This is a genomic window from Streptosporangium sp. H16, from assembly GCF_051918855.1.
Taxonomy (GTDB): domain Bacteria; phylum Actinomycetota; class Actinomycetes; order Streptosporangiales; family Streptosporangiaceae; genus Streptosporangium.
In genome coordinates, this window is record NZ_JBPXMD010000001.1 from 1 (window position 1) to 25,280 (window position 25,280).

A 25,280-nucleotide genomic window follows, 5' to 3' on the forward strand; every position below is an offset into this window, starting at 1 on the left:
GGGGGCGGCGGGCACGGCGATCCGCGCGAGCGCGATCCCGAGCTGGTGCGCCGTGACGTCGCCGAGGGCTACGTCTCACCCGACGCCGCCCGCCGCACCTACGGGACAGGGGCGGCCCGATGAACGGCGCGGTCAACGACATGGTCCTCGTCAACTGCACCGTCACCGACGCCCGCGCCTGCGGTGTTCCCGGTGCGGCCCCGGGGAGCCGTACGGCGGCGGCCGGAGCGGCGAGTGACGAGGGGCGGATCGCCGACGCGGCGGTGTGGATCCGGGGCGACCGGATCGCGGCCGTGGGCCCCCGCGAGGAGATCCTGGAGCGGACGGGCGACGCCCACCCGATCGACCTCGACGGCGCGCACGTCACCCCCGGCCTGGTCAACATGCACACCCACCTGTCCCTGTCGCTCCCCGGCAGGGGAGGCGACAGCGTGAAGAACATGACGGCGCACGAGCTCGCCCTCTACATGGCCGACGGCGCCCGGCGCACCCTGCACTGCGGGGTCACCACGGTGCGGTGCGTGGCCGAGAAGGACCACGCCGACTTCGCGCTGCGCCGGGCGATCGAGTCGGGCCGGGCGATCGGCCCGCGCATCTTCACCGCCGGTCGCGCCCTGGTGTGCACCGGCGGCCACGGGCACGAGGGGAGCGACACCCTGGAGTGCGACGGCGCCGACGGGTTCCGGCGCGGGGTGCGCAGCCAGGTCAAGGCGGGCGCCGACCTCATCAAGATCATGATCTCGGGCGGGATCGCCGGGGAGCACGAGAGGATCGACACCCCGCAGCTGTTCTCCGACGAGCTGGCGGCGGCGCTGCAGACCGCGCACGCCTGGGGCCGCAAGGTCACCGCGCACGCGGGCCCGGCGGCGGTGATCGCCGAGGCCGTCGAGCTGGGCCTCGACTGCGTGGAGCACGGCTACCAGCTCACCCCCGAGGTCGCGAAGAGGATGGCCGAACGCGGTACGTCCCTGGTGCCGACACTGCTCGTCACCCGCTGCAAGGAGTTCTTCGACGAGCTCGGGGTGCCGGAGTGGATGCAGTGCCGCTCGCTCGGCGCCGGACCCCGGCACCTGGAGAGCTACGCCATGGCCCTCGACGCGGGGGTGGACGTCCTGCTGGGCAGCGACATGCCGCCGTTCTGGGACTTCGAGGGGACCAACGCCTCGGTACGCGAGCTGGAGTGCATGTCCGAGGGCGGCCTCGGCCCGGCAGCGGCGCTCCACGCCGGCACGCTCGGCCCGGTGCGCTGGCTCGGCGCCGACGCCGATCTCGGCACCGTCGAGGTCGGCAAGTACGCGGACCTCATCGCGATGGACGCGGACCCGCTCGCGGACACCTCGGCCTTCCGCGGGGTCCGCTGGGTGATGAAGGGCGGCCGGGTCGTCCGCGACGACCGGTCGGGATGGGAGAAACCGTGAACACCGCCTCCGGCGCGGACGCCGACCTGATCGCGGCGGGCATCGACGACATGTACGACGCGTTCCTCGCGGCGGACCGCCGCCGGTTCGACGGGCACCTGCACGCCGAGGTCACCACCTGGGAGACGCACCTGCCGGGACCGCTGCGGACCCGGGCGGAACTCGACGCCTACCGCGACGACAGGGACGGCTCGGGAGCCCGTCCCCGCCTCGACCGGCTGGCGGCCGAGGACAAGCGGATCGACGTGTGGGACGACACCGGCGTCGCCCGCTACGTGCTCGTCGCCGAACCGCCGGGCGGGCCCGCCCGGCGCAGCCGGGTGACCGACGTGCTGCGCCGCGTCGACGGCGACTGGCTCATCGTGCACCACCACTCCGAACTGCTCACCTCGTGACCGGAGGCCGGCCGCCCGCGCGGACGCCGAGCCGGAGGCGGTACCCCCACCGGCCGGGCCGCACGCCGTACGACAGCGAGGATCACGGCCTGGACGGGCCGAGGGAGGAACCGGCATGGACGACATCGGCGGGAACGGCGACGGCGACATGGAGCTGTACGACCTGCGGGTGGTGGTCGACCGCATCGAGGGCAGATCCGTCTGCGGGATGGAGGTGGGTGACCGCTTCACGCTGGAGAACAGTGCCCACCTGCGGCTCCCCGACGGCGAGCACTTCTGCGTCTACGCGCTCGCCTCGGTGCTGCCCTTCCTCGCCGCCAAGCAGCGCGACCTCGCCGAGGGCGACTGGCTGGCGCGGGACACCCTGTTCGCCTGCCCCGACCCGGAGGAGCGGCTGGTGATGAGGGTGGAGCGGACCCGCCGCCGCCGGATGAACTCCGCCGACCTGACCTGAAGGGGACCGGGATGACGACCGACCGAGGGGGCCGCGATGACGACCGACCGAGGGGGACTGCGATGACCACCGACCGAGGGGGACTGCGATGACCACCGCCGAGCCGGGGATTCGCGCGACCACCGCCGGGCCGGGGGTTCGCGATGAGCGCCGACCTGAGGGGGCCGCGCCGGCCGCCGGGCCGGGGGTTCGCGATGACGGCCGCTGAGATCGGTCTCGGCCTGCAGAGCGACAAGCGGGCCGGTGACTACGCGCGGCTCGCGCGCCACGCCGAGGAGCACGGTTTCGACGTGCTGAGCGTGTTCGGCGACCTGATGTACCAGCCGCCGGTCTTTCCCCTGCTGGAGATGGCCGCCGCCACCGAGAGGGTGCGGCTCGGCGCGGCCTGTCTCAACCCGTACTCGACGGCACCGTACGAGATCGCCGGGCAGCTCGCCGCCCTCGACCTGGCCTCGCACGGCCGCGCCTACCTGGGCCTGGCGCGCGGCACCTGGCTCGGCGCTGTGGGCATCGCCCAGCCCAGGCCACTGACCGCGCTGGCGGAGGCCGCCGAGGTGGTCTACCGGCTGCTGGCCGGTGACACCGGCGGGTACGAGGGGGAGATGTTCCGTCTCGCGCCCGGCACCCGGCTGCGCTACCCCGTGCACCGGACCCGGCCGCCGTTGCTCCTCGGCGCCTGGGGCCCGCGAGGGGCGGCGCTGGCCGGGCGGGTCGCCGACGAGATCAAGGTGGGCGGCAGCGCGAACCCGGCGATGGTCGGGGTGATCCGCGAGCGGGTCGCGGCCGGGGCGGTGGCGGCCGGGCGTGACCCTCGCGAGATCGGCGTCGTCCTGGGCGCGGTGACCGTCGTGGACGCCGACGGCGCCGCGGCCCGCGCCAGGGCGCGCGCCGAGGTCGCCATGTACCTCGCGGTGGTCGCCGACCTCGATCCGACCGTGGAGATCCCCGCCGACCTGCTCGGCCGGGTCAAGGAACTGGTCGGCGCGGGGAGGGACGAGGACGCCGGGCGGCTGATCCCCGGCGACCTGCTCGACCTGTTCGCCTTCTCCGGCACCCCGGAGCAGGTCGCCACGCAGGCCCAGGCCCTCCTCGACGCGGGCGCGCACCGGGTGGAGTTCGGTACTCCGCACGGTCTCACCGACGACGGCGGCGTGGAGCTGCTGGGCACCGAGGTACTGCCGTCGCTGGACCTTTCCCCGAAGAAGGTGGCGACAACGCGTTAACCGAGAGTGAGACGCCGCCCTCCTCGGTGACGCTCCGTCATCTCGAAACCGGATGCCCGGAGAACCTTCCGTCCGCAAAGCGTGCGGCCGGAATCGTCGCGCGCCGCTAATTTCACCTCAGTTCAGTATGGGTGAACATAAGAGGGGAGGAGGAGACGACGTGACGAATGAGCGCGCCGGAGGCCCGGCGATCGAGGTGTCGGCGTGACGGCCGCGAGGACGGGACGTCCCGGCGGCCTTCGTGACCCGCGCAGTGACCCGCGTGGTGACCCGGCCGGTGGCCCGCGCCGCGACCTGGGCGGACATGACGGTTCCGGCGGTCCCGGAAGCCCCGGCGGCCCCGGCGAGCGGGAGGCGCTGGCCGCCGACGCCGAGCACGCCGAGCAGGCCGGGGGCACCGGGAAGCCGGTGTGCCGCCGCGCGGAGTTCCTCGTCCCGCCCGCCCCCGCCTCCTGCCGTTACCCCGAGGTCGCCTACTTCGCGGGCAACTCGCTCGGCCTCCAGCCCCGTGCCGCCCGCGCCGCGATCTCCGCCGAGCTGGACGACTGGGCCCTGCACGCGGTCGAGGGACACCACCGGGCGGCACACCCCTGGCTGCCCTACCACGCCGAGCTGCGCGAGGACGCCGCCACCCTGGTGGGCGCCTTCCCCGACGAGACCGTGGTGATGAACTCCCTCACGGTCAACCTGCACCTGATGATGGCGACCTTCTACCGTCCGGCGGGCGAGCGCACCCGCATCGTCATCGAGGACCACGCCTTCTCCTCCGACAGCTACGCGGTGCGCAGCCAAGCTGTGCACCACGGCCTCGACCCCGACGAGACGGTGGTCCGCCTGCGCCCCCGCGAGGGCGAGGACTGCCTGCGCACCGCCGACATCACGGACTACCTGGCCCGCGAGGGGCACCGGGTGGCGCTCGTGCTCCTCGGCGGGGTCAACTACCTGACCGGCGAGTTCCTCGACATCCCCGCCGTCACCGCCGCCGGGCACGCGGCCGGGTGCATCGTCGGCTGGGACCTCGCGCACGCCGCGGGGAACGTGCCGCTCGCGCTGCACGACTGGGACGTGGACTTCGCGGCCTGGTGCTCGTACAAGTACCTCAACGCCGGTCCCGGCGCGGTCGCCGGCTGCTTCGTGCACCGGCGCCACGTGACCGACCCGGAGCTGCCTCGGCTGGCCGGGTGGTGGAGCACCGAGCAGGCGACCCGCTTCGAGATGCGGCCCGAACTCGTCCCCGTCCCCACCGCCGACGCCTGGCAGATCTCCAACCCGCCGATCCTCGCCATGGCCCCGGTCCGGGTCTCGCTGCGGATGTTCGCCGAGACCGGGATGGCGGCGCTGCGGGAGCGGAGCCTGGCGCTCACCGGCTACCTGGAACGGCTGCTCACCGAGGTGGCCCGCGACCGCCCGCTGGAGATCGTCACGCCCGCCGACCCGGCCAGGCGCGGAGCCCAGCTCTCCCTCCGGGTGACCGGGGGCGGCGCCGGTGCCGTCGGTGTCGCCGGAGGGGTCGCCGACCTGGCCGCCCGGCTGCACGAGGTCCACGGTGTCCTCGCCGACGTGCGGCGCCCGGACGTCATCCGGTTCGCCCCCGTGCCCATGTACTCCACGTTCCACGACTGCTGGCGGGCGGCAGACGCGCTCGCCGGGGAGGTGAGACCGGCATGAGTTCACCCGGCGAGGTCGCCGTGGTCGGCGCCGGGCTGGTCGGCTGCCTGACGGCCTGCTACCTGGCCCGCCGAGGCTACGAGGTCACCCTGTACGAGCGCAGGCCCGACCCGCGCGGGGCCGCCCCCGAGCGCGGGCGCTCGATCAACCTGGCGATCTCCGAGCGGGGGATCGACGCGCTGCGCCGGATCGGGCTGGACGAGACCGTGCTGAAGGCCGCGCTGCCGATGCCCGGCCGGATGACGCACGCCCCCGACGGCACGCTCGCCTTCCAGCCGTACAGCGCCGGAGGGCGGCGGGCGATCAACTCCATCAGCCGCTCGGAGCTCAACCGCACCCTGCTGGACGCGGCCCTCGGCATGCCCGGGGTCCGTGCCCTCTTCGAGCACCGGCTGACCGGGCTCGACGTCGACTCGGGCCGGATGGACTTCGACACGCCCGGCGGTCCCGTCACCCGCGCCGCCCCGGTCGTGCTCGCCGCCGACGGCGCCTACAGCGCGGTACGGGGACGGCTGCAGTTCCTTCCCGGCTTCGACTTCAGCCAGGAGTATCTCGACTACGGCTACAAGGAGCTGACGATCCCGGCGCACGACGGCGGGTTCGCCCTCGACCCGGGCGCCCTGCACATCTGGCCGCGCGGCAAGGCCATGATGATCGCCCTGCCCAACCCGGACAGGTCCTTCACCTGCACGCTGTTCTGGCCCAAGTCGGGTCCGGGCAGCTTCGCGGAGCTGGACACCGCGGAGCGGTTCGAGGAGTTCTTCGCCGCCAACTACGCCGACGCCCGCGCCCTCATGCCCCACCTCGCCGGGGACTACGCCCACAACCCGATCGGGCACCTGGTCACCATGCGGGCCCGCCCCTGGCACGTACGCGGCACCGCCGGAGCGGTGGTCGGCCTGCTCGGCGACGCGGCCCACGCCATCGTCCCCTTCTACGGCCAGGGCGCCAACTGCGGCTTCGAGGACTGCGTGGAGCTCGACCGCTGCCTGGAGGAGACCGGCGACGACTTCCCCCGGGCCCTCGCCATGTACGGGTCCCGCCGCAAGGAGAACGCCGACACCATCGCCGAGCTCGCGCTGGAGAACTTCGTCGAGATGCGCGACAAGGTCGCCTCCCGGTCGTTCCTGCTGCGCAAGCGCGTCGAGCACGGCCTGGAACGGCTGCTGCCCGGTCTCTACGTCTCCCGCTACGAGCTCGTGTCGTTCAGCACGGTGCCGTACGCCGAGATCCAGCGGCGCGTCTCCCGCCGGCGCGGGGCGGTCGCCGCCGGGGCGCTCGGCGCGCTGGCCGCGGTCGCGCTGGCGGCCCGCGCCCTGCGCCGTCACTGATCGCTCCGCGCCGTCGGTGGCCGCCCCGCGCCGTCATCGACCGTTCGGCGCAGTCACCGATTCACCCCGCGCCGCCGCCGGCCGTCTCCGCCGCCCCGGCGGGTGGAGGTCAGAACAGCCGGGGGGTCACCACGGACACGACCGTGGTGACCCGGTCGGTGTCGTTGAACATGCTGTGCGGGACGGTCGATCTCAGGTGGACGCTGTCGCCAGGGTGCAGCCGGTGCTCGACGCCGTCGACCTCGTACAGGAGCTCGCCCTCCAGCACGAAGGCGAACTCCTCCCCGGCGTGACCGTAGGAGTTCTCGCGCTTGCCGCCGGGCGCGATGTGCACCAGCAGCGGTTCGAGCACCAGGTTCGGGCCCCTGGCCGAGAGCATGCGGTAGGTCTGCTGGCCCGAGATGTACTCGGTGGCGGCCGTCGCCGAGCGGGTGAGCGTGAAGTGGCTCGGCAGCTGGGAGGCCGGGGCGCGCTCCTCCTCGGTCTCCTCCGCGGGCGGCACGTCGTTGAAGAACTCCGCCACGCTGCGGTCGAGAGCGGTGGCCACGCTGTTGAGCGCGGTCAGGCCGATGGAGGAGATACCCCTCTCGACCTGCGAGAGAAACCCGATCGAGAGCCCGGAGTGAGTGGCGAGACCGCGTAGTGTCAGACCGCGCTCCTTGCGGAACTGCCGCATCCGGGCTCCGACGGCGTCGTGGCGGTCCAGCTCCTCACCGCTGCGACGCTCCGATGTGCCCACCTACGGCTCCCTCCGTCAAGCGGCGTGACCGCCTGTTCGCTCTAGCTAAACATATTTCATAACAAGAGTCGTCCTGCGTCAAAAAAGGAGTCGGAAATGGCAGACGGTGATGCCCGGCAGCTGTCCGGAGCGCCCTCGGCGCCCTGCGATCCGCCGGAGTTCCTGAGCGATGTCCCCGGTTCCTATCCGTGGCGGGTCCTTCATGAACGGCACCCCGCCCTGATCGAGAAGGTCCGGGCCGCCACGCCGTACGACATCCGGGTGAACCGGGCCCTCGACCTGCTGCTCGAGGAGATCGAGGGGATCATCGAACCGCTGGAGGGCTCCGCGCACGACCGTGACCTGTGGGAGAGCTGGGACCGGGGCCACATCGGGCGGCGGTGGGACGACGCGCCGTTCCTGTGGGCGGAGAGTTACTTCTACCGCAAGCTCCTGTCCGCGGTCGGCTACTTCGGCCCCGGCGCGTGGCAGGGCGTCGACCCGTTCGAGCCCTTCAAGCAGGCCGAGCTGTCCGGCGAGGCCGTCGACGAGGAGTTGCGCGAGCTCGACGCCCTGGCCGCCCTGCCCCCCGCCGAGCTGGCCCGGATGCTGACCCTGAGGGCGCTGTGGGGCAACCGGGCCGACCTCGTGTTCCGGGTCGCGGCCGGCCCCGAGCTCGCCGGCCGCGAATCCGGGCTGGTGGCCGACGACAGCGCGCTCCTGTGGTCGCTGGTCGGCGGCGAGGGGGCCGGCGTTCCCGGTGCCTCCGGCGTTCCCGGTGTTTCCGGTGCTCCCGGTGTTCTCGGCGGTCCCGGGGCTGCCGGCGCCTTCAGTGTCTCCGGCGTTCCCGATGACGAGGCCGGTCACGAGGGTGTCGCGCGGATCTGCCTCGTCGCCGACAACGCCGGGAGCGAGCTGCTGCCCGACCTCGTCCTGATCGACCACCTGCTGCACGCCCGGGGAACGGGCGAGGTCGTCCTGCACGTCAAGCCGCTGCCGTACTACGTGTCCGACGCCACCCCGGCCGACGTCCTGGCCTGCCTGCGGCGCATGTCGGCCGCGGGCGGCGAGGCGGCACAGGCCGCGGGACGGCTGCGGGCGGCGCTCGGGTCGGGACGGCTGCTCGTCCGGGCGCACGCCTTCTCCTGCGCGCCCCTGCCCTACCGCGAGATGCCGGTCGGCATGCGGGAGGACTTCGCGTCCGCGTCACTGACGATCATGAAGGGTGACCTGAACTACCGCCGTCTGGTCGGCGACAGGGCCTGGCCGCACACCACCCCGTTCGCCGAGGCCACCGCGTACTTCCCCGGTCCGGTCGCGGCGCTGCGAACCCTGAAGTCGGAGGTCGCGGTCGGCCTGGACGGCGACGTGGTCAAGGCCCTGGAGGCCACCGGCCGCCCCTGGTTGACCACCGGCGCCCACGGGCTCATCCAGGTCAGGCCGTGACCACCGGGATCAGCCGCCGGACTGGGGGACGATCGGGCCCTCGCTCGCCTGGACGAGGACGAAGCCCTCTCCCCGGAACGCGAGCTGCAGGGCCTCGCCGCTGCCTCGCCCGATCAGCGCCCCCGCCTTCATCGTGCGGTTGACGCCCACGTGCAACCCCGCGCTCCAGCACACCGCGGACTGGCCGTCGGCGAAGGTCGGCGCCTGGGCCGCGTCGAGGAGCACGGGGGCGCCGTGCGCGGTGACCGCCACCCAGCCGGTGCCCTTGAGCGTGGTGTTGAACAGGCCGCCGGCGGCGACGCCCGCGCCCTGGACGCGCTGGATGTCCCAGGTGAGCTGCGGGTCGAAGGCCAGCAGGTTGGTGCCGTTGACGGTGAGCGCCTCGTTCTCCAGGTAGAACAGGTGCACGTCGGTGGCGTTGTCGGCGAAGAAGATCACGCCCTGCCCGCGGACCCGCATCAGCGGCGCGCCCTCCCCGCTGACCATCTTCTTCAGGAAGCGGCCGACGCTCCCCGCGCCCTCGTAGTCGAAGTCCATCTGCCCCTGGAAGGCGACCATCGCCCCCTGCCGGGCCAGCACCTCCCCGCCCAGCCGCACCCGCAGCATCTTGGCGTTCTGCAGGGCGAAATGGTCGGGGAGCCGGTCCTGGTCAAGGTTTCCGAAGAATGAGCCACGCACGGGAGATGCCTCTCAGCGTCGGGGACGTCACAGGATGGACGCCGCATGGTGAATGACGAATCCGGCCGCGGGGGAGTTCCCGGCCCGCCGTCTCGTCGTCCCGGCGCCCCCGCGCGAACGACCCCAGGGCGCCCTCAGTGGCTCCGCTTGAGCATCGCGTCCGCGAGCGCGTCGGCGGCCTCGCCGAGCCGGCGGCCCACCGCGTCGAGCCGCGACAGCAGCTCGCGCCTGCGCAGGGTGTCCATGTCCAGCGGCCCGGCGAACAGCTCGGCGAGCCGGGCCTGGTAGAGCTGGCGGACGCGGCTGCACGCCTTGCGCGTGGCCAGCACGGCCACGGTGACCGAGGCCGGGGCGTCGATCATCTTCAGCACGGCGCCCTCCAGCTCGTCGAGACCGTCGATCACCGCCTGCAGCGGTTCGGCCGCGAACCGCAGGTCCTCCGGCCCGAACAGGTCGATCTCGCGTACGTGGTCTCGCAGCTGGTCCAGCACGTCGTCGATCGAGCGGGAGAGCCTGAACAGGTCCTCCCTGTCGATCGGGGTCGCCAGCACCCGTCGCAGGAGCCGTACCAGCTCGGCCCTGGCCTCGTCCCCCTCGTGCTCCACGTCGGCCATCCGGGCACGCGCCGCCGACCGCTCGATCTCGCCGGACGCGACCGAGCGGGCCAGCTCGGCCCCCGCCCGCGCGATGGCGACCTGGTCCCTCACCAGCCCGACGATCCGCCGCCCCGACCGGCCGCGCAGGTCGTCCCAGGCGCGCGCGAACCTCCGGGTCCTGCCCTTGGCGCGCTTCATGTCAGCCTCAGCGCGAGACCGCCGAGACAGCCCAGCGCCATCGACGACGGCAGCGTGACCAGCCACGCCGTACCCACGTTCACGACACCCTGCCATCGCACTCTCCTCGCTCCCTCGCTCGTCGCCGCGCCGACCACCCCCGCGGTGATCGACTGGGTCATGCTCACCGGGCTTCCCAGGGCCGAACTGCCGAGGACGGCGCCGGTGGCCGCGGCCTCGGCGGAGACGATGTGCAGCGGGCGGGTGATGACCACCCCGCGGCCCAGCCGGCCTCCGACGCGGATCAGGCTCGCCAGGGCGCCGGCGAGGAAGATTGCCACCAGGGCGGCCATCCACACCGGCGGGACCTCGACGGGCCCCACCCCGCCGAGCCCGTCACGGCTCACCCCGATCGCCACGCTCACCACCGCGATCATCTTCTGGCCGTCGTTCACCGCGTACGCCACGCACTGGGCCGAGTAGGCGAGCAGGTGGGTGGTGAACACCAGTCGCGGCATGCGGCGGTAGGACGGCACGCGGTGCGACACGGCCCCCAGCAGGTAGCCCAGGGCCAGCCCGGCCACGGGCGCGCCGGCCCCGATCGCCAGGACGGTGCCCAGGTCGCGCCACGACACGGGGAGCCCGGCGCCGAGTCCCGCGCCGCTGATGCCGCCGATCACCGCGAGGGTCAGGCTGGTCGGCAGGCCCCTGCCGGTCAGCACCGCGACCACCGCCACCGCGATCACCACTCCCACCAGGAACGCCGCCGCGCCGCCGCTCGTCCCGAGCCCGGCCAGCCGCTCGGTGAACGTGCGCGCGACCGCGACCCCCAGGAGGTACGGGACGGCGAAGAGCACGGACACCAGGAGCACGGCGACCGCCCAGCCGGGGGAGCGGGGGAACCTTAGCCCGAGGCCGATGATGGTGGCGCCGTCGTTGGCCCCGCTGGCCAGCACGAAGAGGATCGCCACGACGGCGAACGCCAGGGTCCATCCCATCAGCGAGGAGACCGCCGGTCGTGCCCCGCGCCCTCGCGGCACTCGCGCGCCGGGTGGCTCGCCGTCACGCCTCTCCCTCGCCCCGGGCGGCGCGGGCGGCGCGGGCGGCGCGGGTGGTGTGCGTGGTGTGGGCGTGCGAGGCGTGGGCGGCGCGGGTGCACGAGGCATCGGTGCCGCGGAGGCGATGGCCGGCCGGTCCTCGGAGACGGCGCAGGGGGCCGGGAAAGCGCCCGTGACCACGGCTCGGGGAGCTCACACGCATTTATGACCCTTCATTTGGAAAGCTTCAATTTTAGGTTAACAGAGGGTAAACAATCGGGGAATTGCCGCTGACGTACAGATGACATTCCGTGTTCGCCGCCGCGTGGCCGATCGGGAGCGCGCCGGGCGGGACGCGCGGGGGGCGGGCCTCGCCGCGAGCGGACGGGAGGGAGGTTGTTACGATCGGCCGGTGCCCGACCGGGGAGGTGGAGGGTGGGCGAGCGCCCGTACGTGCTGCTGAGCTGCGCGATGTCCGTCGACGGATACATCGACGACGTCACGCCGCACCGGCTCCTGCTCTCCAACGACGAGGACTTCGACCGGGTCGACGCGGTCCGCGCCACCTGTGACGCGATCCTGGTCGGGGCGGGCACCGTCCGCCGCGACGATCCCCGGCTCCTGGTCAGGTCACCGGAGCGCGGGCGGGAGCGGGTCGCGCGCGGCCTGCCGCCCTCTCCGGCGAAGGTGACGCTGACCGTCACCGGGGACCTCGACCCGAACGCTGCCTTCTTCACCGCCGGTGACGCGGAGAAGATCGTGTACGCCGCGCCGGCGGCCGTGGCGAAGCTCGCCGGCCGTCTCGGCGGGGCCGCCGAGGTGGTCGGCGCCGGTGCCCCGGGCGACGGCGGCGACGGCGGCGACGGCGGCGACACGGTCGATCTCGGCCGCGTCCTCTCGGACCTGCACGGGCGGGGAGTGCGCCGCCTGATGGTCGAGGGCGGCACCTCCGTCCACACGCGCTTCCTGCGGGAGGACCTCGTGGACGAGCTCCACCTCGTCGTCGCCCCGTTCTTCGTCGGCGACCCCGCCGCCCCGCGTTTCGTGCTGGGCGGGGACTTCCCCCGCGACCGCCGCCGCAGGATGGACCTGGCGGAGGTCCGCAAGATGGGCGACGTCACCCTCCTGCGCTATTCGCTGAGCTGAGGAGGTTCGGATGAGCGACCACGACTGGCTGGAGCTGGCGTGCGACCTGGCGAGGTCGTGCCCGCCCTCGGAGACGGCCTTCTCGGTCGGCGCCGTGGTCGTCTCAGCCGGCGGCGAGGAGATCTCCCGGGGATACTCGCGGGAGGGCGGCGATCCCCACGTCCACGCGGAGGAGTCGGCACTCGGCAAGATCTCCCCGGACGATCCGCGGCTGGCCGGTGCCACGGTCTACAGCAGCCTGGAGCCGTGCAGCGCGCGCAGGTCGCGTCCCAGGACCTGCGCCCGCCTGATCCTGGACAGCGGCGTCCGGCGCGTGGTGATGGCCTGGCGCGAGCCGCTGGTCTTCGTCGACTGCCACGGGGCCGAGGAACTCGCGGCGGCCGGGGTGGCCGTGGTGGAGATCCCCGAGCTGGCGGGCCGTGCCCGCGAGCCCAACGCCCATCTCCTCCCCGGCTGACCGGCTTTTGGGCACCCCGTCCCGTACGGCCCCCTGAGCCCTGCCCCCGGTCTTCCTGCCCCCGGCCTCCCGGCCATCTGGTCATCGGGCCGTCCGGGTCATTCCGGCCGTCCGGCCGGCAGGGAGCGTCCGGCCCCGTCAGGGGGACGTCCGGTCCCGTTCGGGGGCGCTTCAGTCTCGTGGGGGAGATCCACCGTCGCGGTGATCCGCCTCGTTACCCGGCCGGGGAACCAGCTAATCCTGGGAACGATTACTTATAGCGATAAAAGTAATCGCATAACCCTCTCAACTGCGCTTATATACGATTTTTCGGTTTGTATGGCCGCTCCGCTCGGTAGTCATTAGATATCGAACGAGAGGCCGAGCACCATGAGATTTCTCGGAAAAAACGTGATTTTTCATGATCCGTCGGCCGCCCCCGTGGTCAACGGGGAGACCACCGCCGTGGCCCGGCCCGGGGAGCGGTGATGACCGGCACCGTTCTCGTCGCCCGCGTGGACAACGCGGGCGACGTCCTGCTGGCGGGGCCCGCGATCCGCGCGGTGGCCGCGAGCGCGCGGGAGGTCGTGCTGCTGACCGGGCCGTACGGCCGGGCCGCCGCCGAGCTGCTGCCCGGGGTGTCGCGGGTGGTGGAATGGCGCACGCCGTGGATCGACCCGGCCGCGCCGCCCATGACCGGCCCGCACGTCCTGAGGCTGCTGCGGATCGTCCGGGACGTGGCCCCCGAGCAGGCGCTGATCCTCACCTCGCACCACCAGTCGCCGCTGCCGCTGGCCCTGCTGTTCAGGCTCGCGGGTGCGTTGAGGATCGCCGCGATCTCCGCCGACTACCCCGGCTCGCTGCTCGACGTGCGGCACGTCGTCGACGAGGACGTGGACGTGCCGGAGCCCGAGCGCATGCTCGGGCTCGCCGGTGCGGCGGGATTCGAACTTCCCAAGGGAGATCCGGGCAACCTCGCCGTACGACGCCCGCTGCTCGACGTCGGCCATCTCACCGGGCCGCCCGGCTACGTGGTCCTGCACCCCGGGGTGTCGGCCCCGGCCAGGGCGTGGCCGGAGGAGAGCTGGTCGCGCGCGGTCCACGACCTGGTCCGCTCGGGCCGCAGGGTCGTCGTGACCGGCGGCCAGGACGAGCGGGCGCTCACCGCGCGGATCGCCTCCGGCGTCGGGCAGCACGGCCTGTCGCCCGGCCCCCTCTTCGCGGGCGGCTGGATGGGCGGTGGTCCCGTCCGCCTGCGCGGCTGGGAGGAGGCCGACGAGCCCACCTTCACCGAGGGCTGGGTCGACGGGCAGTCCGTCGCGACGGGCGGCCGGGGCTCGGACGACCCCTCGGCCCCACGCGGCGGGCGGCCGGGCGGGCATCCGGGAAGGTCCGTCGTCGACCTGGGCGGCAGGACGACCTTTCCCGAGCTCGCCGCGGTGCTCGAGGGAGCGTGCGCGGTGGTCGTCGCCGACGCCGGTCCCGCCCACCTCGCGGCCGCGGTCGGCACGCCGGTCGTCAGCCTGTTCGCCCCCGTGGTCCCCGCCGGGCGCTGGGCGCCGTACGGGGTGCCGACCGTGATCCTCGGCGACCAGCGGGCTCCCTGCGGGGGGACCCGGGCCGGCACCTGCCCGGTCCCCGGTCACCCCTGCCTGTCGTCGGTGCCGAGCACGCGGGTCGTGGAGGCGGTCGACCACCTGACGTTCGTGAAAGAGGCCGTCACATGAGGAGCGCCCCGACGTTCGCGAAAGAGGCAGTCACATGAGAGTCCCCCTGGTACCTGAGCACGCGAGCCCCCTCGAGACCGTCGGCGACACCGACGCCGGAGGGCGGAGCGTCGATGTGGCGGAATCCGCGGGGGACCGGCCGCTCATGGTGGTGCTGCGAGGGCTGGGACTGGGGGACCTGCTCACCGCGGTACCGGCCCTGCGCGCCCTGCGGCGCTCCCACCCCGGCCACCGGATCGTGCTGGCCGCGCCCTCCGCGCTGGCGCCCCTGGTGCCGCTGATCGGCGGGGTGGACGAGGTGTGCGACGTGTCGGGACCCGGTCACGTACCGCCGCTCGGCCGTCGCGTCGACGTCGCCGTCAACCTGCACGGGGGCGGCCCGCACAGCATCGCCGCGCTCCACCGCACCGGCCCGGCGCGGTTGCTCACCCACACGCACCCGGCCTTCCCCGACGCGTACGGACCGGACTGGCCGGACGGCGTGCACGAGGTGCGGCGCTGGTGCGACCTGCTCGGCTGGTACGGCATCGAGGCCGATCCCGCCGACCTGGAACTGGAGCGCCCCCGGCTCGGTGACGAGGGGTCGCGGCCGGTCGTCGTCCACCCGGGAGCCGCGTACCCGGCCAGGCGCTGGCCGCCGGAGCGGTTCGCGCTCGTGGCCGCGGAGCTGCGGGACAACGGGCACGAGATCGTGATCACTGGGAGCGAGAAGGAGCGGGACCTCGCCGAGCGGGTGGCGTTGCTCGCCGGGCTGCCGTCCACATCCGTGCTCGCCGGGCGCACCGGCCCGCTCGAACTGGCCGGGCTGATGGCGAGGGCCCGGTTGCTGATCTGCGGCGACACCGGGGTGGCCCATCTGGCGGCGGCCTTCGTCACTCCCTCCGTGGTGCTGTTCGGGCCTGTCTCGCCCGCCAGGTGGGGGCCTCCCGAGACGGGGCCGCACACCGTCCTGTGGACCGGAGGCCTCGGCGACCCCTACGGGTACCAGCCCGATCCGGGATTGCTGGAGATCGGCGTCTGGGATGTCCTGGATGCCGCCGCGCGGTTGACGGAGGTGGGTGTGCGGTGAACGGGCGGCGGGTCGTGGTGACCGGTGGGGCCGGGTTCGTGGGCTCGCATCTGTGCGAGCGTCTGGTGGCCGAAGGGGCGGAGGTGGTCTGCCTGGACAACTTCCTGACCGGTTCGCCGCGTAACGTCGAGCATCTGGTGGGGTTGCCGGCCTTCCGGCTGGTGGAGTGTGACGTGACCGGTTTCGTGCATGTGCCGGGGGAGGTGGACCTGGTGCTGCACCTCGCCTCGGCGGCCTCGCCGGTGGACTACCTGCGTCATCCGATCGAGACGTTGAAGGCGGGCAGCCTGGGCACGTTGCACGTTCTGGGGCTGGCCAGGCAGAAGGAGGCCCGGCTGGTGCTGGCCTCCACCAGCGAGGTCTACGGGGATCCGCTGGAGCATCCGCAGCGCGAGAGCTACTGGGGCAACGTCAACCCGGTCGGGCCGCGCAGTGTCTACGACGAGGCCAAGCGGTTCGCCGAGGCCCTGACCACCGCGTACCGTACCTGTCATGGCACCGACACCGCGATCGTGCGGATCTTCAACACCTACGGGCCCAGGATGCGGCCCTACGACGGCCGGGCCATTCCCACCTTCGTGCGTCAGGCGCTGCGCGGTGAGCCGATCACGGTGGCCGGTGACGGCGGGCAGACCAGATCGGTGTGCTACGTCGACGACACCGTGGAGGGGATCGTGGCCCTGGCCCGCGGCGAGCTCACCGGCCCGGTCAACATCGGCAATCCCACCGAGCTGACCGTGCTGGCCCTGGCCGAGACGGTCCGCCACCTGACCGGCTCGGGATCACCGATCCGTTTCGTCTGCCGCCCCGACGACGACCCCGAGATCCGCCGCCCCGACATCTCCCTGGCCACCTCCGCGCTGGGCTGGCGACCGAAGATCGACGTCATCGAGGGGTTGCGCCGCACCATCACCTGGTTCACCCGGGAGCTCAGCGGGTCACAGGAGCTGATCCCCCGCTGAGAGTCCCCCTTCCCGCCGTACGCGGACCTTCTCGCTTCCGCGGGCCTTCCCGCCGTACCGCGGAGCGATGGTCAGGCGTGACCGTGACCGTGACCGTGGGCGTCGGCGCGGACGAGGCGCAGGAAGGCCTTGAGGCCGGTGATGACCTCGTGGTTGTCGGTGAGACCGTCCACCGTGTCCTCGAAACGCCGGGCGAGACCGGTGATCCGCCGCTCCAGGGCCTCGTCGCCGTTCCGCAGGTCGGCGCCGAGCGTCTCGGTGACGCCCCGGAGCCGCTCGGCCGCCTTCGTCAGCGCGGTCACCTCGGCGGCCAGGCCGTCCACCCGGGCGACGAGGGAGACGATGTCCTCACGAGGGTGGCGGGCCTCGCTCATCAGCGTGGTGACCCGCTCGCGAAGGTGGGACAGGTAGGCGCCCGCCGGGCGGAAACCGGTGCTCAGCAGGTAGAACCCGGCGAAGTAGTAGCCCACCGAGGCGCCCGAGAAGTAGGTGATGACCGCCAGGAGCGCCGCGGAGACGACGTGGCCGCCGATGGCGAACCGGCGCATCCGCCGGGCGATCTCCAGAGCCTCGGCCTCGTGCCCCTCGGGCACCTCGATGCCGCGCTCCCTGGACACGTGGATCTCGTGGACCACCTGGCGTGCCCCGAAGTAGAGGTTCCACGGCAGGGTGAGGAGCACGATCAGCCAGATGAGGCTGATCGCGCCGAGCCCGAGCGACAGGAACGCGGAGAGCGGGACGTGGGCGTACACGAGCAGCCACGCCGCGACCACCGTGGCGACGAGCCCGACCAGGAAAATCCACCATTTCATGGGCTGAGCATTTCGAAGGTCAGGGAGTTCGGGGAGGGCGCGCGCACTCAGCCGCCCCTGAGCATTCCTACTCAGACGCGTCCCGGCGACGGCCGGCCCGGGAACCGGACGGAGCTCCAGACGACCTCGCCGTCCACCCTGTCGCCGGTCGGTACCAGGCCCGCGCGGCGGGCCACCGCCGACGAGGCGGAGTGGTCGGGATGGATGATGGCGACGATGGTGGCAGTGCCGTGCTCCCTGAGCCACGCGACGAGTGCGACCGCCGCCTCCCCGGCGATGCCGCGGCCCTGCCAGGGGGTTCCCACGACCCAGGCCACGAGCGCGCGGTCACGGGTGACGGTCGCCTGGACGTAGCCGACCAGCCGGTTCGAGTCGCCGTCCGGGGCGTCGACCGGCCGGTTCTGGTCGTTGTCCGAGTAGCCGTCCGGGGCGTCGAGGCGGATCACCCAGTTGAGCCACGACTCCTCCCGGCCCGGTGGCGGGGTGGCGACCAGGCGGGCGTAGCGGTCGCGGAGTTGCCCGGCGGTCTCGGGCGCACCGCCGATGAAGGCGTGCAGGGCCGGATCGCCGAGCACCTCGGCCATCTCGGCCGCGTGGTGCACCGCCAGCGGCTCCAACGTGAGCCGGGCGGTTCTTACGGGTTCGGCGTCCATGGTCGAACGAGTGTCCCACGAGCGACGCTCGCTCGCCGTTCGCTCACCGGCGCGGTCGAAGGGCGCGAACGGGCACGACCGGTCGGAGGGCCGTCACGGGTACGGACCGGTCAGGTGGTAGGAACGGGCACGACCGGTCAGAGGGTGGGGACGGGCACGACCGGTGAGGCGGTGGGGACGGGCACGGATCGGTCAGGCGGTGGGGACGGGCACGATCGGTCAGAGGGTGGGGACGGACACGGACCGGTCGACGCTGCCGGGGGCGAGCACGTGCTCGATGACCATGACGGCGGCGCCGATCACGCCCGCGCGGTCGCCCAGCTCGCTGGCGGTGATGGTCAGGTGCTGGGTGGCGAGGGGCAGCGACCGGCTGTAGATGACCTCGCGAAGACCGGCGAGCACCTGCTCCCCGGCCTCGGAGATGTCGCCGCCGACGACTATCACCGAGGGGTTGAAGAAGTTGACGATCGAGGCGAGCACGTCGCCGACCTCGCGGCCCGCCTGCCGGATGAGCTGGACGGCGTGGGTGTTGCCGCCGCGTACGAGGCGGACCACGTCGCGGCTGTCCTCGGCCCGCACCCCGTCCGCGGACAGCTTGGCGGACATGGCGGCGCCACTGGCGACGGCCTCCAGGCAGCCGACGTTGCCGCAGCGGCAGACGGTGTCCAGGGCCGAGGCCACCCGGATGTGCCCGATGTCGCCGGCCGCGCCCTGCGCGCCCCGGTGCAGGCGGCGGTCGCTGATGATGCCGCAGCCGATGCCGGTGCCGATCTTGACAAAGATGAGGTGGTCGGCCTCGGGGCGGGCGGCCCAGTGCTCGCCCAGCGCCATGATGTTCACGTCGTTGTCGACGAGAACGGGGGCGCCGAGGCGCGAGCCGAGCCACTCCGGAACGGGGAAACCGTCCCAGCCGGGCATTATCGGGGGATTGACCGGTCGTCCCGAGCTGTGCTCGACCGGGCCGGGCAGGCCGACGCCGATGCCGCAGATCTCGTCCGGGCGGTGGCCGGTCTCGGCGAGCATCTCCTCGAAGGTGCGCTGGAGCCAGCCGAGGGTCTCCTCGGGGCCGCGGTCTATCGACACCTCGGCCGCGCGCTCGGCGAGGACCGTGGTGCCGAGGTCGGTGACCGCCACCCGGGCGTGGGTGGCGCCGAGGTCGGCGGAGAGGACGACGCGGGCGGTGCGGTTGAACGTGAAGGCGATGGCCGGACGGCCCCCCGAGGAGATGGCCTCCTCGGTCGGGATGATCCACTGCTGGCTCAGCAGCGCGTCGAGACGCTGGGCCAGGGTGGATCTGGCCAGCCCGGTGAGCTGGACCAACTCAGCTCTCGTTCTGGCCTGACCGTCGCGCAGGATGTTCAGAAGCGCCCCCGCGCCGGCGATCGAACCGTTAGCTTCGCTAAGCATGCGCACAGTCAACACTCCTTGTTTCCGCCGCGTCAAAGCAACTTAGGCCCTCCACCTGTTCCATTATGCCAAATGGTGACGTGCTTTTGCTTGACCGTCGGCATAAGGGCGCTTTAGCATCCGGAATCATGGAGGAAATCGGGCGGTTACCGACGAATCAATTACCATCCGGTGTCGTCAAAACCGACTTTTTGGACATATTCGCCCTACCCATAGCGCGCCTGACGAGCTTTACCGTCACCGAGCCACACGCCGGGACGGTCACCCCATGATCCTGAGGATGCGTGGCATCGCCAAGAGTTTTCTCGGGGTTCGCGTGCTGAGCGGGGTCGATCTGGACGTCGCCGCCGGAGAGGTGCACGCGGTCGTCGGGGAGAACGGCGCCGGCAAGTCCACGCTGATGAAGGTCCTCGCCGGGGTGCACGCCCCGGACGAGGGCACCGTCGAGATCGACGGCGCCCAGGTGTCCTTCGCCCACCCGGTCGAGGCCCAGCGCGCCGGGGTCGCGATCATCTACCAGGAGTTCAACCTGCTGCCCGAGCGCAGCGTCGCCGAGAACGTCTTCCTGGGCCGCGAGCCCGTCCGGCGGGGGCTGGTCGACAGGGAGGCGATGGAGAGCGCCACCACCCGGCTGCTCCAGGAACTCGGCGAGACCTCCTTCACCTCCCGCGACCTGGTCCGCCATCTCTCCATCGCCCAGCAGCAGGTCGTGGAGATCGTCAAGGCGCTCTCCCAGGACGCCCGGATCATCGTGATGGACGAGCCCACCGCGGCGCTGGCCGAACACGAGGTGGAACTGCTCTACCGGCTGGTGGCCCGCCTGCGGGAACGGAAGATCGCCGTCCTCTACATCTCCCACCGGCTGCGAGAGGTCTTCGACCTGTCCACCCGGGTGACGGTGCTGAAGGACGGCGCGCTGGTCAGGACCGCCGACACCGCCGGGATGACCTCCGACGAGCTGGTCAGGCTGATGGTGGGCCGCGACCTCGGCACCTACTTCCCCGCCAGGGGCACGGAACCGGGCGAGGTACGGCTCAGCGTGCGCGGCGGCGGCAACGCCGTGCTCGACGGGATCGACCTCGAACTGCGCGAACGCGAGATCCTCGGGGTGGCCGGCCTGCAGGGGTCGGGGCGCACCGAGCTGGCCAAGGCCCTCTTCGGCGCCGAGCCGTTCACGCGCGGGACGATGAGCCCGCTGCGGCCGGTGTCGGTACGGCAGGCCGTGGCCGCCGGGATCGGCCTGGTGAACGAGGACCGCAAGGCCGAGGGGCTCGCGCTGCGCCAGTCCGTACGGGACAACGCCCTGCTGGTCTCCCGCTCGGTGCGCAGGATCGGCGACGGAGGCCGGATCGGCGGGACCGGCGGGACCGGCGTCCTCGAACTCCTGAAGGCGGTACGGCTCCATCCGCCACGCCCCGACCAGGAGGTCCGCTACCTGTCCGGCGGCAACCAGCAGAAGGTCGTGCTGGCCAAGTGGATGACCGTGGCGCCGAAGGTCCTGATTTTCGACGAGCCCACGCGCGGGGTCGACGTGGGAGCCAAGGCCGCGATCCACGACCTGATGCGCGGCCTGGCGGAGGACGGAATGGCGATCATGATGATCTCGTCCGAGCTTCCCGAGCTGATCGGCATGAGCGACCGCGTCATGGTGATGCGCGACGGCCGCCTCGCCGGGGAGCTCCCGGCGGGCTCCTCCGAGGAGGCCGTCATGCGCCTGGCCGCAGGGGAGGTGACGGCATGACCGGCCGGGTCCGGCCCGCGGCGGCGACCGGCACCGCGGGTCCCGCCGCCCCCGTCCCGCCGGGAGGCGGCGGACGGCGCGGCCTGGCGGGCCGCATCGGCTCGACCCAGGTCATCTACCTGGCCCTGGTCGGGGTGATGCTCGTCGGATGGGTGCTGGTGGCCTTCGACGGGGGGAACTTCCTCACGCTGGAGACCGTCGTCGGCATCCAGCAGCGCTCGGCCGCGCTGGGCATCGTCGCGGTGGGGCAGACGCTGGCGATCCTGGTCGGGTCGCTGGACCTGTCGGTCGCGTACCTGATCAGCCTCACCTCGCTCGTCGCGGCCGAGATCATGGCCGGGCAGGACGGCGGGATCGTCCCCGGCGTCGCGGCGGTGCTCGCGGTGAGCGCGCTGATCGGGCTGGTCAACGGCCTGGTCATCACCCGGCTGCACGTCCACGCCTTCATCGCGACCCTCGGCACGGCACTGATCGTCAAGGGGATCGTGGACCACCTCTACGACGGGCCCGCGGGCAGCGTGCCCGAGTCCTTCCAGCGGCTCGGCTACGACAGGATCGGGCCGGTCCCGGTCTCCGCGCTGCTCTGGGCCGCCGTCGCGGTCGCCGTCTGGTTCCTGCTGCGCCGCACGAGGCTCGGGTACCGGATCTACGCGGTCGGCGGGGACGAGGAGGTGGCCCGGTTGTCCGGGGTACGGACCGGCAGGATCGTCGTCGCCGCGCACGTCCTGTGCTCGGTCTGCGCGGGCGTCGCCGGGCTGCTGCTGGCGAGCAGGCTCGGCGCGGGCGCGCCCACGGTCGGCACCGACGGCGGCTACGACCTGGAGTCGATCGCCGCGGTGGTCCTCGGCGGCACGGCCCTGGCCGGAGGCCGGGGCGGGGTCGTGGGGACGGTCGGCGGGGTGCTGCTGCTCGCCGTGCTCGACAGCGTCTTCAACCAGCTGGAGGTCAACGCGTTCTTCAAGGACGTGGTCCGCGGCGTGGTCATCGTCGCCGCCGTGGCCGTCTACGCCCGCCGTACCGCCCGGAGGCGATCCCGATGAGAGCCCTCAGGTCCATGGGGCCGATCCTGGCCGTGCTCGCGGTGCTGCTGGTGCTGATCGCGCTGGTCAACCCGTTCTTCCTGGAGCCCGCCGGGTTCCTCGCCTTCCTCAAGCGGGCCGCGCCGCTGGTCATCCTGGCGGCCGGGCAGTACTTCGTGATCGTCTCAGGGGAGTTCGACCTGTCGGTCGGGTCGCTGGTCACCGTGCAGGTCGTGGTGGCCGCCCGGCTGATCGACGGTCAGGAGCAGGCGACCTGGCCGGTACTGGCCCTGCTGATCGTGATCGGGCTGCTGGTCGGGCTCGCCAACGGGGTCATCACCACCGGGCTGCGGGTGCCGTCGTTCATCACCACGCTCGGCATGATGCTCGTGCTGTCCGGCGCGGTGTTCCTGTGGACCGGCGGCGCCCCGCGCGGCGCGCTGTCGGAGACGTTCAGGATGTTCGGCCGCAAGGACCTCGGCCCGGTGCCCTGGTCGGTGCTCATCCTCCTGGCCGCGGGCGCCGCGGCGATTTTCCTCATGCGCTCCGACTTCGGCAAGCGGCTCATCGCCACCGGCGACAACGAGCGCGCGGCCGGACTGTCCGGGGTCCGGGTCAACCGGACCAGGATCGCCGCCTTCGTCCTCTCCGGCCTGGCCGCGGCCGTCGCGGGCATCCTGCTCGGCGGCTTCGCGGGAGTCTCGGCCCAGGTCGGGCAGGGCCTGGAGTTCCAGGCCATCACGGCCGTCGTCCTCGGCGGCGTGGCGCTCGGCGGCGGGCGAGGCTCCGTGATCGCCGCGATGGCCGGCGCCTTCACCCTCGAGGCGCTGTTCACCCTGCTCAACCTGTACGGGATCTCGGGGGCCCTGGAGTTCGCCGTCCAGGGCGTGATCATCATCGCCGCGGTCGCGGCGAGTGCCGTACGGCTTCCGTTCAGGCGTGCAGTACGCGTCTGAACGCACCCCCAGAAAAAAAGAAGGAGACCTTCATTGAACAGGCCGATAACGGTGCTCGTCGCGGGTGTCTCCGCGATGTTGCTCGCCGCGGGATGCGCCAGCGACAAGCCGGTGACTTCCAGTGCCGCCCCCGAGACGTCCGCGGCGGCCTCGTCCGCCGCCGCGTCCCCCAACACCGGCGAGCAGTCGAAGTTCTTCGTCCAGGCCGATTACGACGCCCAGCTGGCCATGCGGACCCAGAGCGCGGAGGGGCCCGCGGACAAGCCGTGGGAGCAGGCCATCGCCCCGGAGATGGTGGACACGGCCAAGTACAAGAAGGACGGGCCCTACAACCTGTGCTTCTCCAACGCCGCCGTGAACAACCCGTGGCGGCAGGTGGGCTGGAAGACCATGCAGGCCGAGGTGGCGCTGCACAAGGAGATCAAGAAGTTCACCGCCCTCGACGCGGAGGGCAAGGACGACAAGCAGATCTCCGACATCGCCGAGCTGGTCGGCAAGGGCTGTGACGCGCTGATCGTCTCGCCCAACACCACCGCGACGCTCACCCCCGCGGTGACGGGCGCCTGCCCCAAGGTCCCGGTGATCGTCTTCGACCGCGGCGTGGACACCGACTGCCCGGTGACGTTCATCAACCCCATCGGCGGCTACGCCTTCGGCGCCGACGGCGCCGAGTTCCTGGTGGAGAAGGTGCCCGCCGGGGGCAAGGTCCTCGCGCTGCGGATCCTGCCGGGCGTCGACGTGCTGGAGACCCGCTGGTCGGCGGCGAAGGTCACCTTCGACAAGAGCCAGCTCGACGTGGTCGGGGTGGAGTTCACCGACGGCGACGCCGCCAAGACCAAGAGCATCGTGAGCGACTACATCCAGCGGCACGGCAAGATCGACGGGGTGTGGATGGACGCGGGCGCCACCGCCGTGGCGGCCGTCGAGGCGTTCGAGGACGCCGGCGTCCCGGTGCCGGCGATCGTCGGCGAGGACCAGCAGGACTTCCTGCAGAAGTGGAAGAGCGGCGGCCTCACGGCCGTCGCGCCGACCTACCCCACCTACCAGTGGCGCACCCCGATCATCGCCGCCCTGAAGATCCTCAAGGGCGAGGAGGTGCCCAAGACCTGGAAGCTGCCCCAGCCCAAGATCACTTCCGAGAACCTGGACAGCTACCTGCAGCCCAACATGCCGCCGCTGCACTACGCGCTCTGCGGTTGCGAGAAGCTGCCCGACTTCCCCGCCGACTGGGGCGGCAAGTAAGGCCGATCCACCGGGTTCCGGGCACCGCCGGGCGGCGGTGCCCGGAACCCGCCGCCATGTCCGCGGGCTCACGACGAGCCCGCACCGAACTCAGGGAAGAGGTTGCCGATGTTCCCCATCGGGGTCAACACGTGGGTATGGGTCTCACCGCTGACGGACGAGGATCTCGCCCGGCTGGCGCCGCAGGTGGCCGCCTGGGGGTTCGACGCGATCGAACTGCCCGTGGAGCAGGCCGGCGACTGGGATCCCGCGCGGGCGGCCGACCTGCTGGCGGACCTCGGGCTGAAGGCCTCGGTGGTGCTCGCCATGGCGCCGGGCAGGGAGCTGGTCGGCGCCGACGCGGCGACGGTCGCCGCCACCCAGGACTACCTGCGCGGGTGCGTGGACGCCGCGGTGGCGGTGGGCAGCCCGGTGATCGGCGGACCCGCCTACGCCTCGGTGGGACGGACCTGGCGGATGTCGGACGAGGAGCGCAAGGCCTGCTACGCCGAGCTGCGGGAGAACCTGGCCCCGGTCGGCGAGTACGCGGCCGAGCGCGGGGTGACGGTCGCCGTCGAACCGCTCAACCGCTACGAGACCAGCCTGATCAACACCGTCGAGCAGGCCGTCGAGGCGGTCGGCGGGATCCCTGGCGTCGGCCTCGCGCTGGACGTCTACCACATGAACATCGAGGAGCGGGACCCGGCGGCGGCCGTGCGGCGGGCCGGTGACCTGGTCGCGCACGTGCAGGTCTGCGCCAACGACCGGGGCGCGCCCGGCGCCGACCACCTCGACTGGCCCGCCCTCGCCGACGCCCTGCGCGCCGTGGACTACCGGGGCCCGCTCTACATCGAGTCGTTCACCGCGCACAACCAGACGATCGCCGTCGCCGCCTCGATCTGGCGTCCCCTCGCCGAGACCCAGGACGCCCTCGCCACCTCGGGCCTGGCCTTCCTGCGCACCCTCTGACCTCGCGAGGTGGGGGCGGCC

Annotated in this window: 24 protein-coding genes; 17 read left to right on the plus strand and 7 right to left on the minus strand. The window is 72.5% G+C overall.

Annotated features, from left to right (window positions below; all coding sequences use genetic code 11):
* Positions 1-119 precede the first annotated feature (119 nt).
* The 6 genes from ACTOQ2_RS00005 to ACTOQ2_RS00030 all read left to right on the plus strand — a co-directional run bounded on the left by ACTOQ2_RS00005 (position 120) and on the right by ACTOQ2_RS00030 (position 6,489).
* A complete protein-coding gene (locus ACTOQ2_RS00005) occupies positions 120-1,418 on the plus strand; it encodes an amidohydrolase family protein (protein ID WP_440097580.1) in 1,299 nt (432 codons plus the stop codon).
* Entirely contained in the window at positions 1,415-1,813 is a 399-nt protein-coding gene (locus ACTOQ2_RS00010; protein ID WP_440074167.1) for a DUF4440 domain-containing protein, read from the plus strand. Before ACTOQ2_RS00005 ends, ACTOQ2_RS00010 begins: the two co-directional genes overlap by 4 nt.
* 115 nt (positions 1,814-1,928) lie before the next feature.
* Positions 1,929-2,267, plus strand: coding sequence for a TIGR04076 family protein (locus tag ACTOQ2_RS00015; protein WP_440074164.1), 339 nt, complete (start codon positions 1,929-1,931; stop codon positions 2,265-2,267).
* 143 nt (positions 2,268-2,410) lie between these two features.
* Positions 2,411-3,490, plus strand: a complete 1,080-nt coding sequence (locus ACTOQ2_RS00020) for an LLM class flavin-dependent oxidoreductase (RefSeq protein ID WP_440097581.1) — start codon at positions 2,411-2,413, stop codon at positions 3,488-3,490.
* Positions 3,491-3,694: 204 nt separating this feature from the next.
* A complete protein-coding gene (gene kynU, locus ACTOQ2_RS00025; RefSeq protein ID WP_440097582.1) occupies positions 3,695-5,158 on the plus strand; it encodes a kynureninase in 1,464 nt (487 codons plus the stop codon).
* Complete coding sequence (locus tag ACTOQ2_RS00030; RefSeq protein ID WP_440097583.1) at positions 5,155-6,489, plus strand: FAD-dependent oxidoreductase; 1,335 nt, start codon at positions 5,155-5,157, stop codon at positions 6,487-6,489. Before kynU ends, ACTOQ2_RS00030 begins: the two co-directional genes overlap by 4 nt.
* A 109-nt stretch (positions 6,490-6,598) precedes the next feature.
* On the opposite strand, the gene ACTOQ2_RS00035 is transcribed toward ACTOQ2_RS00030, so the two are convergent.
* Positions 6,599-7,228, minus strand: coding sequence for a helix-turn-helix domain-containing protein (locus tag ACTOQ2_RS00035; protein WP_440074157.1), 630 nt, complete (start codon positions 7,226-7,228; stop codon positions 6,599-6,601).
* A gap of 96 nt (positions 7,229-7,324) precedes the next feature.
* Between ACTOQ2_RS00035 and ACTOQ2_RS00040 the strand changes: the two genes are divergently transcribed.
* Complete coding sequence (locus ACTOQ2_RS00040) at positions 7,325-8,653, plus strand: damage-control phosphatase ARMT1 family protein (protein ID WP_440097584.1); 1,329 nt, start codon at positions 7,325-7,327, stop codon at positions 8,651-8,653.
* 9 nt (positions 8,654-8,662) lie between these two features.
* Here the strand turns inward: ACTOQ2_RS00040 and ACTOQ2_RS00045 are convergent, their stop codons facing one another.
* From ACTOQ2_RS00045 to ACTOQ2_RS00055, 3 genes are all read right to left on the minus strand, one after another.
* Positions 8,663-9,331: an AIM24 family protein gene (locus ACTOQ2_RS00045; RefSeq protein ID WP_440074154.1), complete on the minus strand. Its 669-nt coding sequence runs from the start codon at positions 9,329-9,331 to the stop codon at positions 8,663-8,665.
* A 134-nt stretch (positions 9,332-9,465) separates the two neighbouring features.
* The gene (locus tag ACTOQ2_RS00050) at positions 9,466-10,125 is read right to left on the minus strand and encodes a DUF47 domain-containing protein (protein ID WP_440074153.1); all 660 of its coding nucleotides are present in this window, start codon (positions 10,123-10,125) and stop codon (positions 9,466-9,468) included.
* The gene (locus tag ACTOQ2_RS00055) at positions 10,122-11,102 is read right to left on the minus strand and encodes an anion permease (RefSeq protein WP_440074152.1); all 981 of its coding nucleotides are present in this window, start codon (positions 11,100-11,102) and stop codon (positions 10,122-10,124) included. The genes ACTOQ2_RS00050 and ACTOQ2_RS00055 overlap by 4 nt, the downstream gene beginning before the upstream one ends.
* A 474-nt stretch (positions 11,103-11,576) precedes the next feature.
* Here ACTOQ2_RS00055 and ACTOQ2_RS00060 point away from each other — a divergent pair, with 474 nt between their 5' ends.
* The 5 genes from ACTOQ2_RS00060 to ACTOQ2_RS00080 all read left to right on the plus strand — a co-directional run bounded on the left by ACTOQ2_RS00060 (position 11,577) and on the right by ACTOQ2_RS00080 (position 16,481).
* The gene (locus tag ACTOQ2_RS00060) at positions 11,577-12,287 is read left to right on the plus strand and encodes a RibD family protein (RefSeq protein WP_440097585.1); all 711 of its coding nucleotides are present in this window, start codon (positions 11,577-11,579) and stop codon (positions 12,285-12,287) included.
* A 10-nt stretch (positions 12,288-12,297) separates the two neighbouring features.
* Entirely contained in the window at positions 12,298-12,744 is a 447-nt protein-coding gene (locus ACTOQ2_RS00065; RefSeq protein ID WP_440097586.1) for a dCMP deaminase, read from the plus strand.
* Between the two features lie 467 nt (positions 12,745-13,211).
* Positions 13,212-14,450, plus strand: coding sequence for a glycosyltransferase family 9 protein (locus tag ACTOQ2_RS00070; protein ID WP_440097587.1), 1,239 nt, complete (start codon positions 13,212-13,214; stop codon positions 14,448-14,450).
* A gap of 34 nt (positions 14,451-14,484) precedes the next feature.
* A complete protein-coding gene (locus ACTOQ2_RS00075; RefSeq protein ID WP_440097588.1) occupies positions 14,485-15,519 on the plus strand; it encodes a glycosyltransferase family 9 protein in 1,035 nt (344 codons plus the stop codon).
* Positions 15,516-16,481: a UDP-glucuronic acid decarboxylase family protein gene (locus ACTOQ2_RS00080; protein ID WP_440097589.1), complete on the plus strand. Its 966-nt coding sequence runs from the start codon at positions 15,516-15,518 to the stop codon at positions 16,479-16,481. The genes ACTOQ2_RS00075 and ACTOQ2_RS00080 overlap by 4 nt, the downstream gene beginning before the upstream one ends.
* 71 nt (positions 16,482-16,552) lie before the next feature.
* On the opposite strand, the gene ACTOQ2_RS00085 is transcribed toward ACTOQ2_RS00080, so the two are convergent.
* The 3 genes from ACTOQ2_RS00085 to ACTOQ2_RS00095 all read right to left on the minus strand — a co-directional run bounded on the left by ACTOQ2_RS00085 (position 16,553) and on the right by ACTOQ2_RS00095 (position 19,353).
* On the minus strand, positions 16,553-17,293 hold the full coding sequence (locus ACTOQ2_RS00085; RefSeq protein ID WP_440074143.1) for a hypothetical protein: 741 nt from the start codon (positions 17,291-17,293) through the stop codon (positions 16,553-16,555).
* A gap of 71 nt (positions 17,294-17,364) precedes the next feature.
* Entirely contained in the window at positions 17,365-17,946 is a 582-nt protein-coding gene (locus tag ACTOQ2_RS00090; protein ID WP_440097590.1) for a GNAT family N-acetyltransferase, read from the minus strand.
* A 219-nt stretch (positions 17,947-18,165) separates the two neighbouring features.
* Positions 18,166-19,353 (minus strand): ROK family protein, encoded by a 1,188-nt coding sequence (locus ACTOQ2_RS00095; protein ID WP_440065443.1) that lies wholly within the window; start codon positions 19,351-19,353, stop codon positions 18,166-18,168.
* Between the two features lie 268 nt (positions 19,354-19,621).
* Between ACTOQ2_RS00095 and ACTOQ2_RS00100 the strand changes: the two genes are divergently transcribed.
* From ACTOQ2_RS00100 to ACTOQ2_RS00120, 5 genes are all read left to right on the plus strand, one after another.
* A complete protein-coding gene (locus ACTOQ2_RS00100; protein ID WP_440097591.1) occupies positions 19,622-21,094 on the plus strand; it encodes a sugar ABC transporter ATP-binding protein in 1,473 nt (490 codons plus the stop codon).
* Positions 21,091-22,134, plus strand: coding sequence for an ABC transporter permease (locus ACTOQ2_RS00105; protein ID WP_440097592.1), 1,044 nt, complete (start codon positions 21,091-21,093; stop codon positions 22,132-22,134). The genes ACTOQ2_RS00100 and ACTOQ2_RS00105 overlap by 4 nt, the downstream gene beginning before the upstream one ends.
* A complete protein-coding gene (locus ACTOQ2_RS00110; protein WP_440097593.1) occupies positions 22,131-23,069 on the plus strand; it encodes an ABC transporter permease in 939 nt (312 codons plus the stop codon). Before ACTOQ2_RS00105 ends, ACTOQ2_RS00110 begins: the two co-directional genes overlap by 4 nt.
* A 33-nt stretch (positions 23,070-23,102) precedes the next feature.
* A complete protein-coding gene (locus ACTOQ2_RS00115) occupies positions 23,103-24,311 on the plus strand; it encodes a substrate-binding domain-containing protein (RefSeq protein WP_440097594.1) in 1,209 nt (402 codons plus the stop codon).
* A 108-nt stretch (positions 24,312-24,419) separates the two neighbouring features.
* Positions 24,420-25,259: a sugar phosphate isomerase/epimerase family protein gene (locus ACTOQ2_RS00120; protein ID WP_440097595.1), complete on the plus strand. Its 840-nt coding sequence runs from the start codon at positions 24,420-24,422 to the stop codon at positions 25,257-25,259.
* The last annotated feature ends 21 nt before the right edge of the window (positions 25,260-25,280 follow it).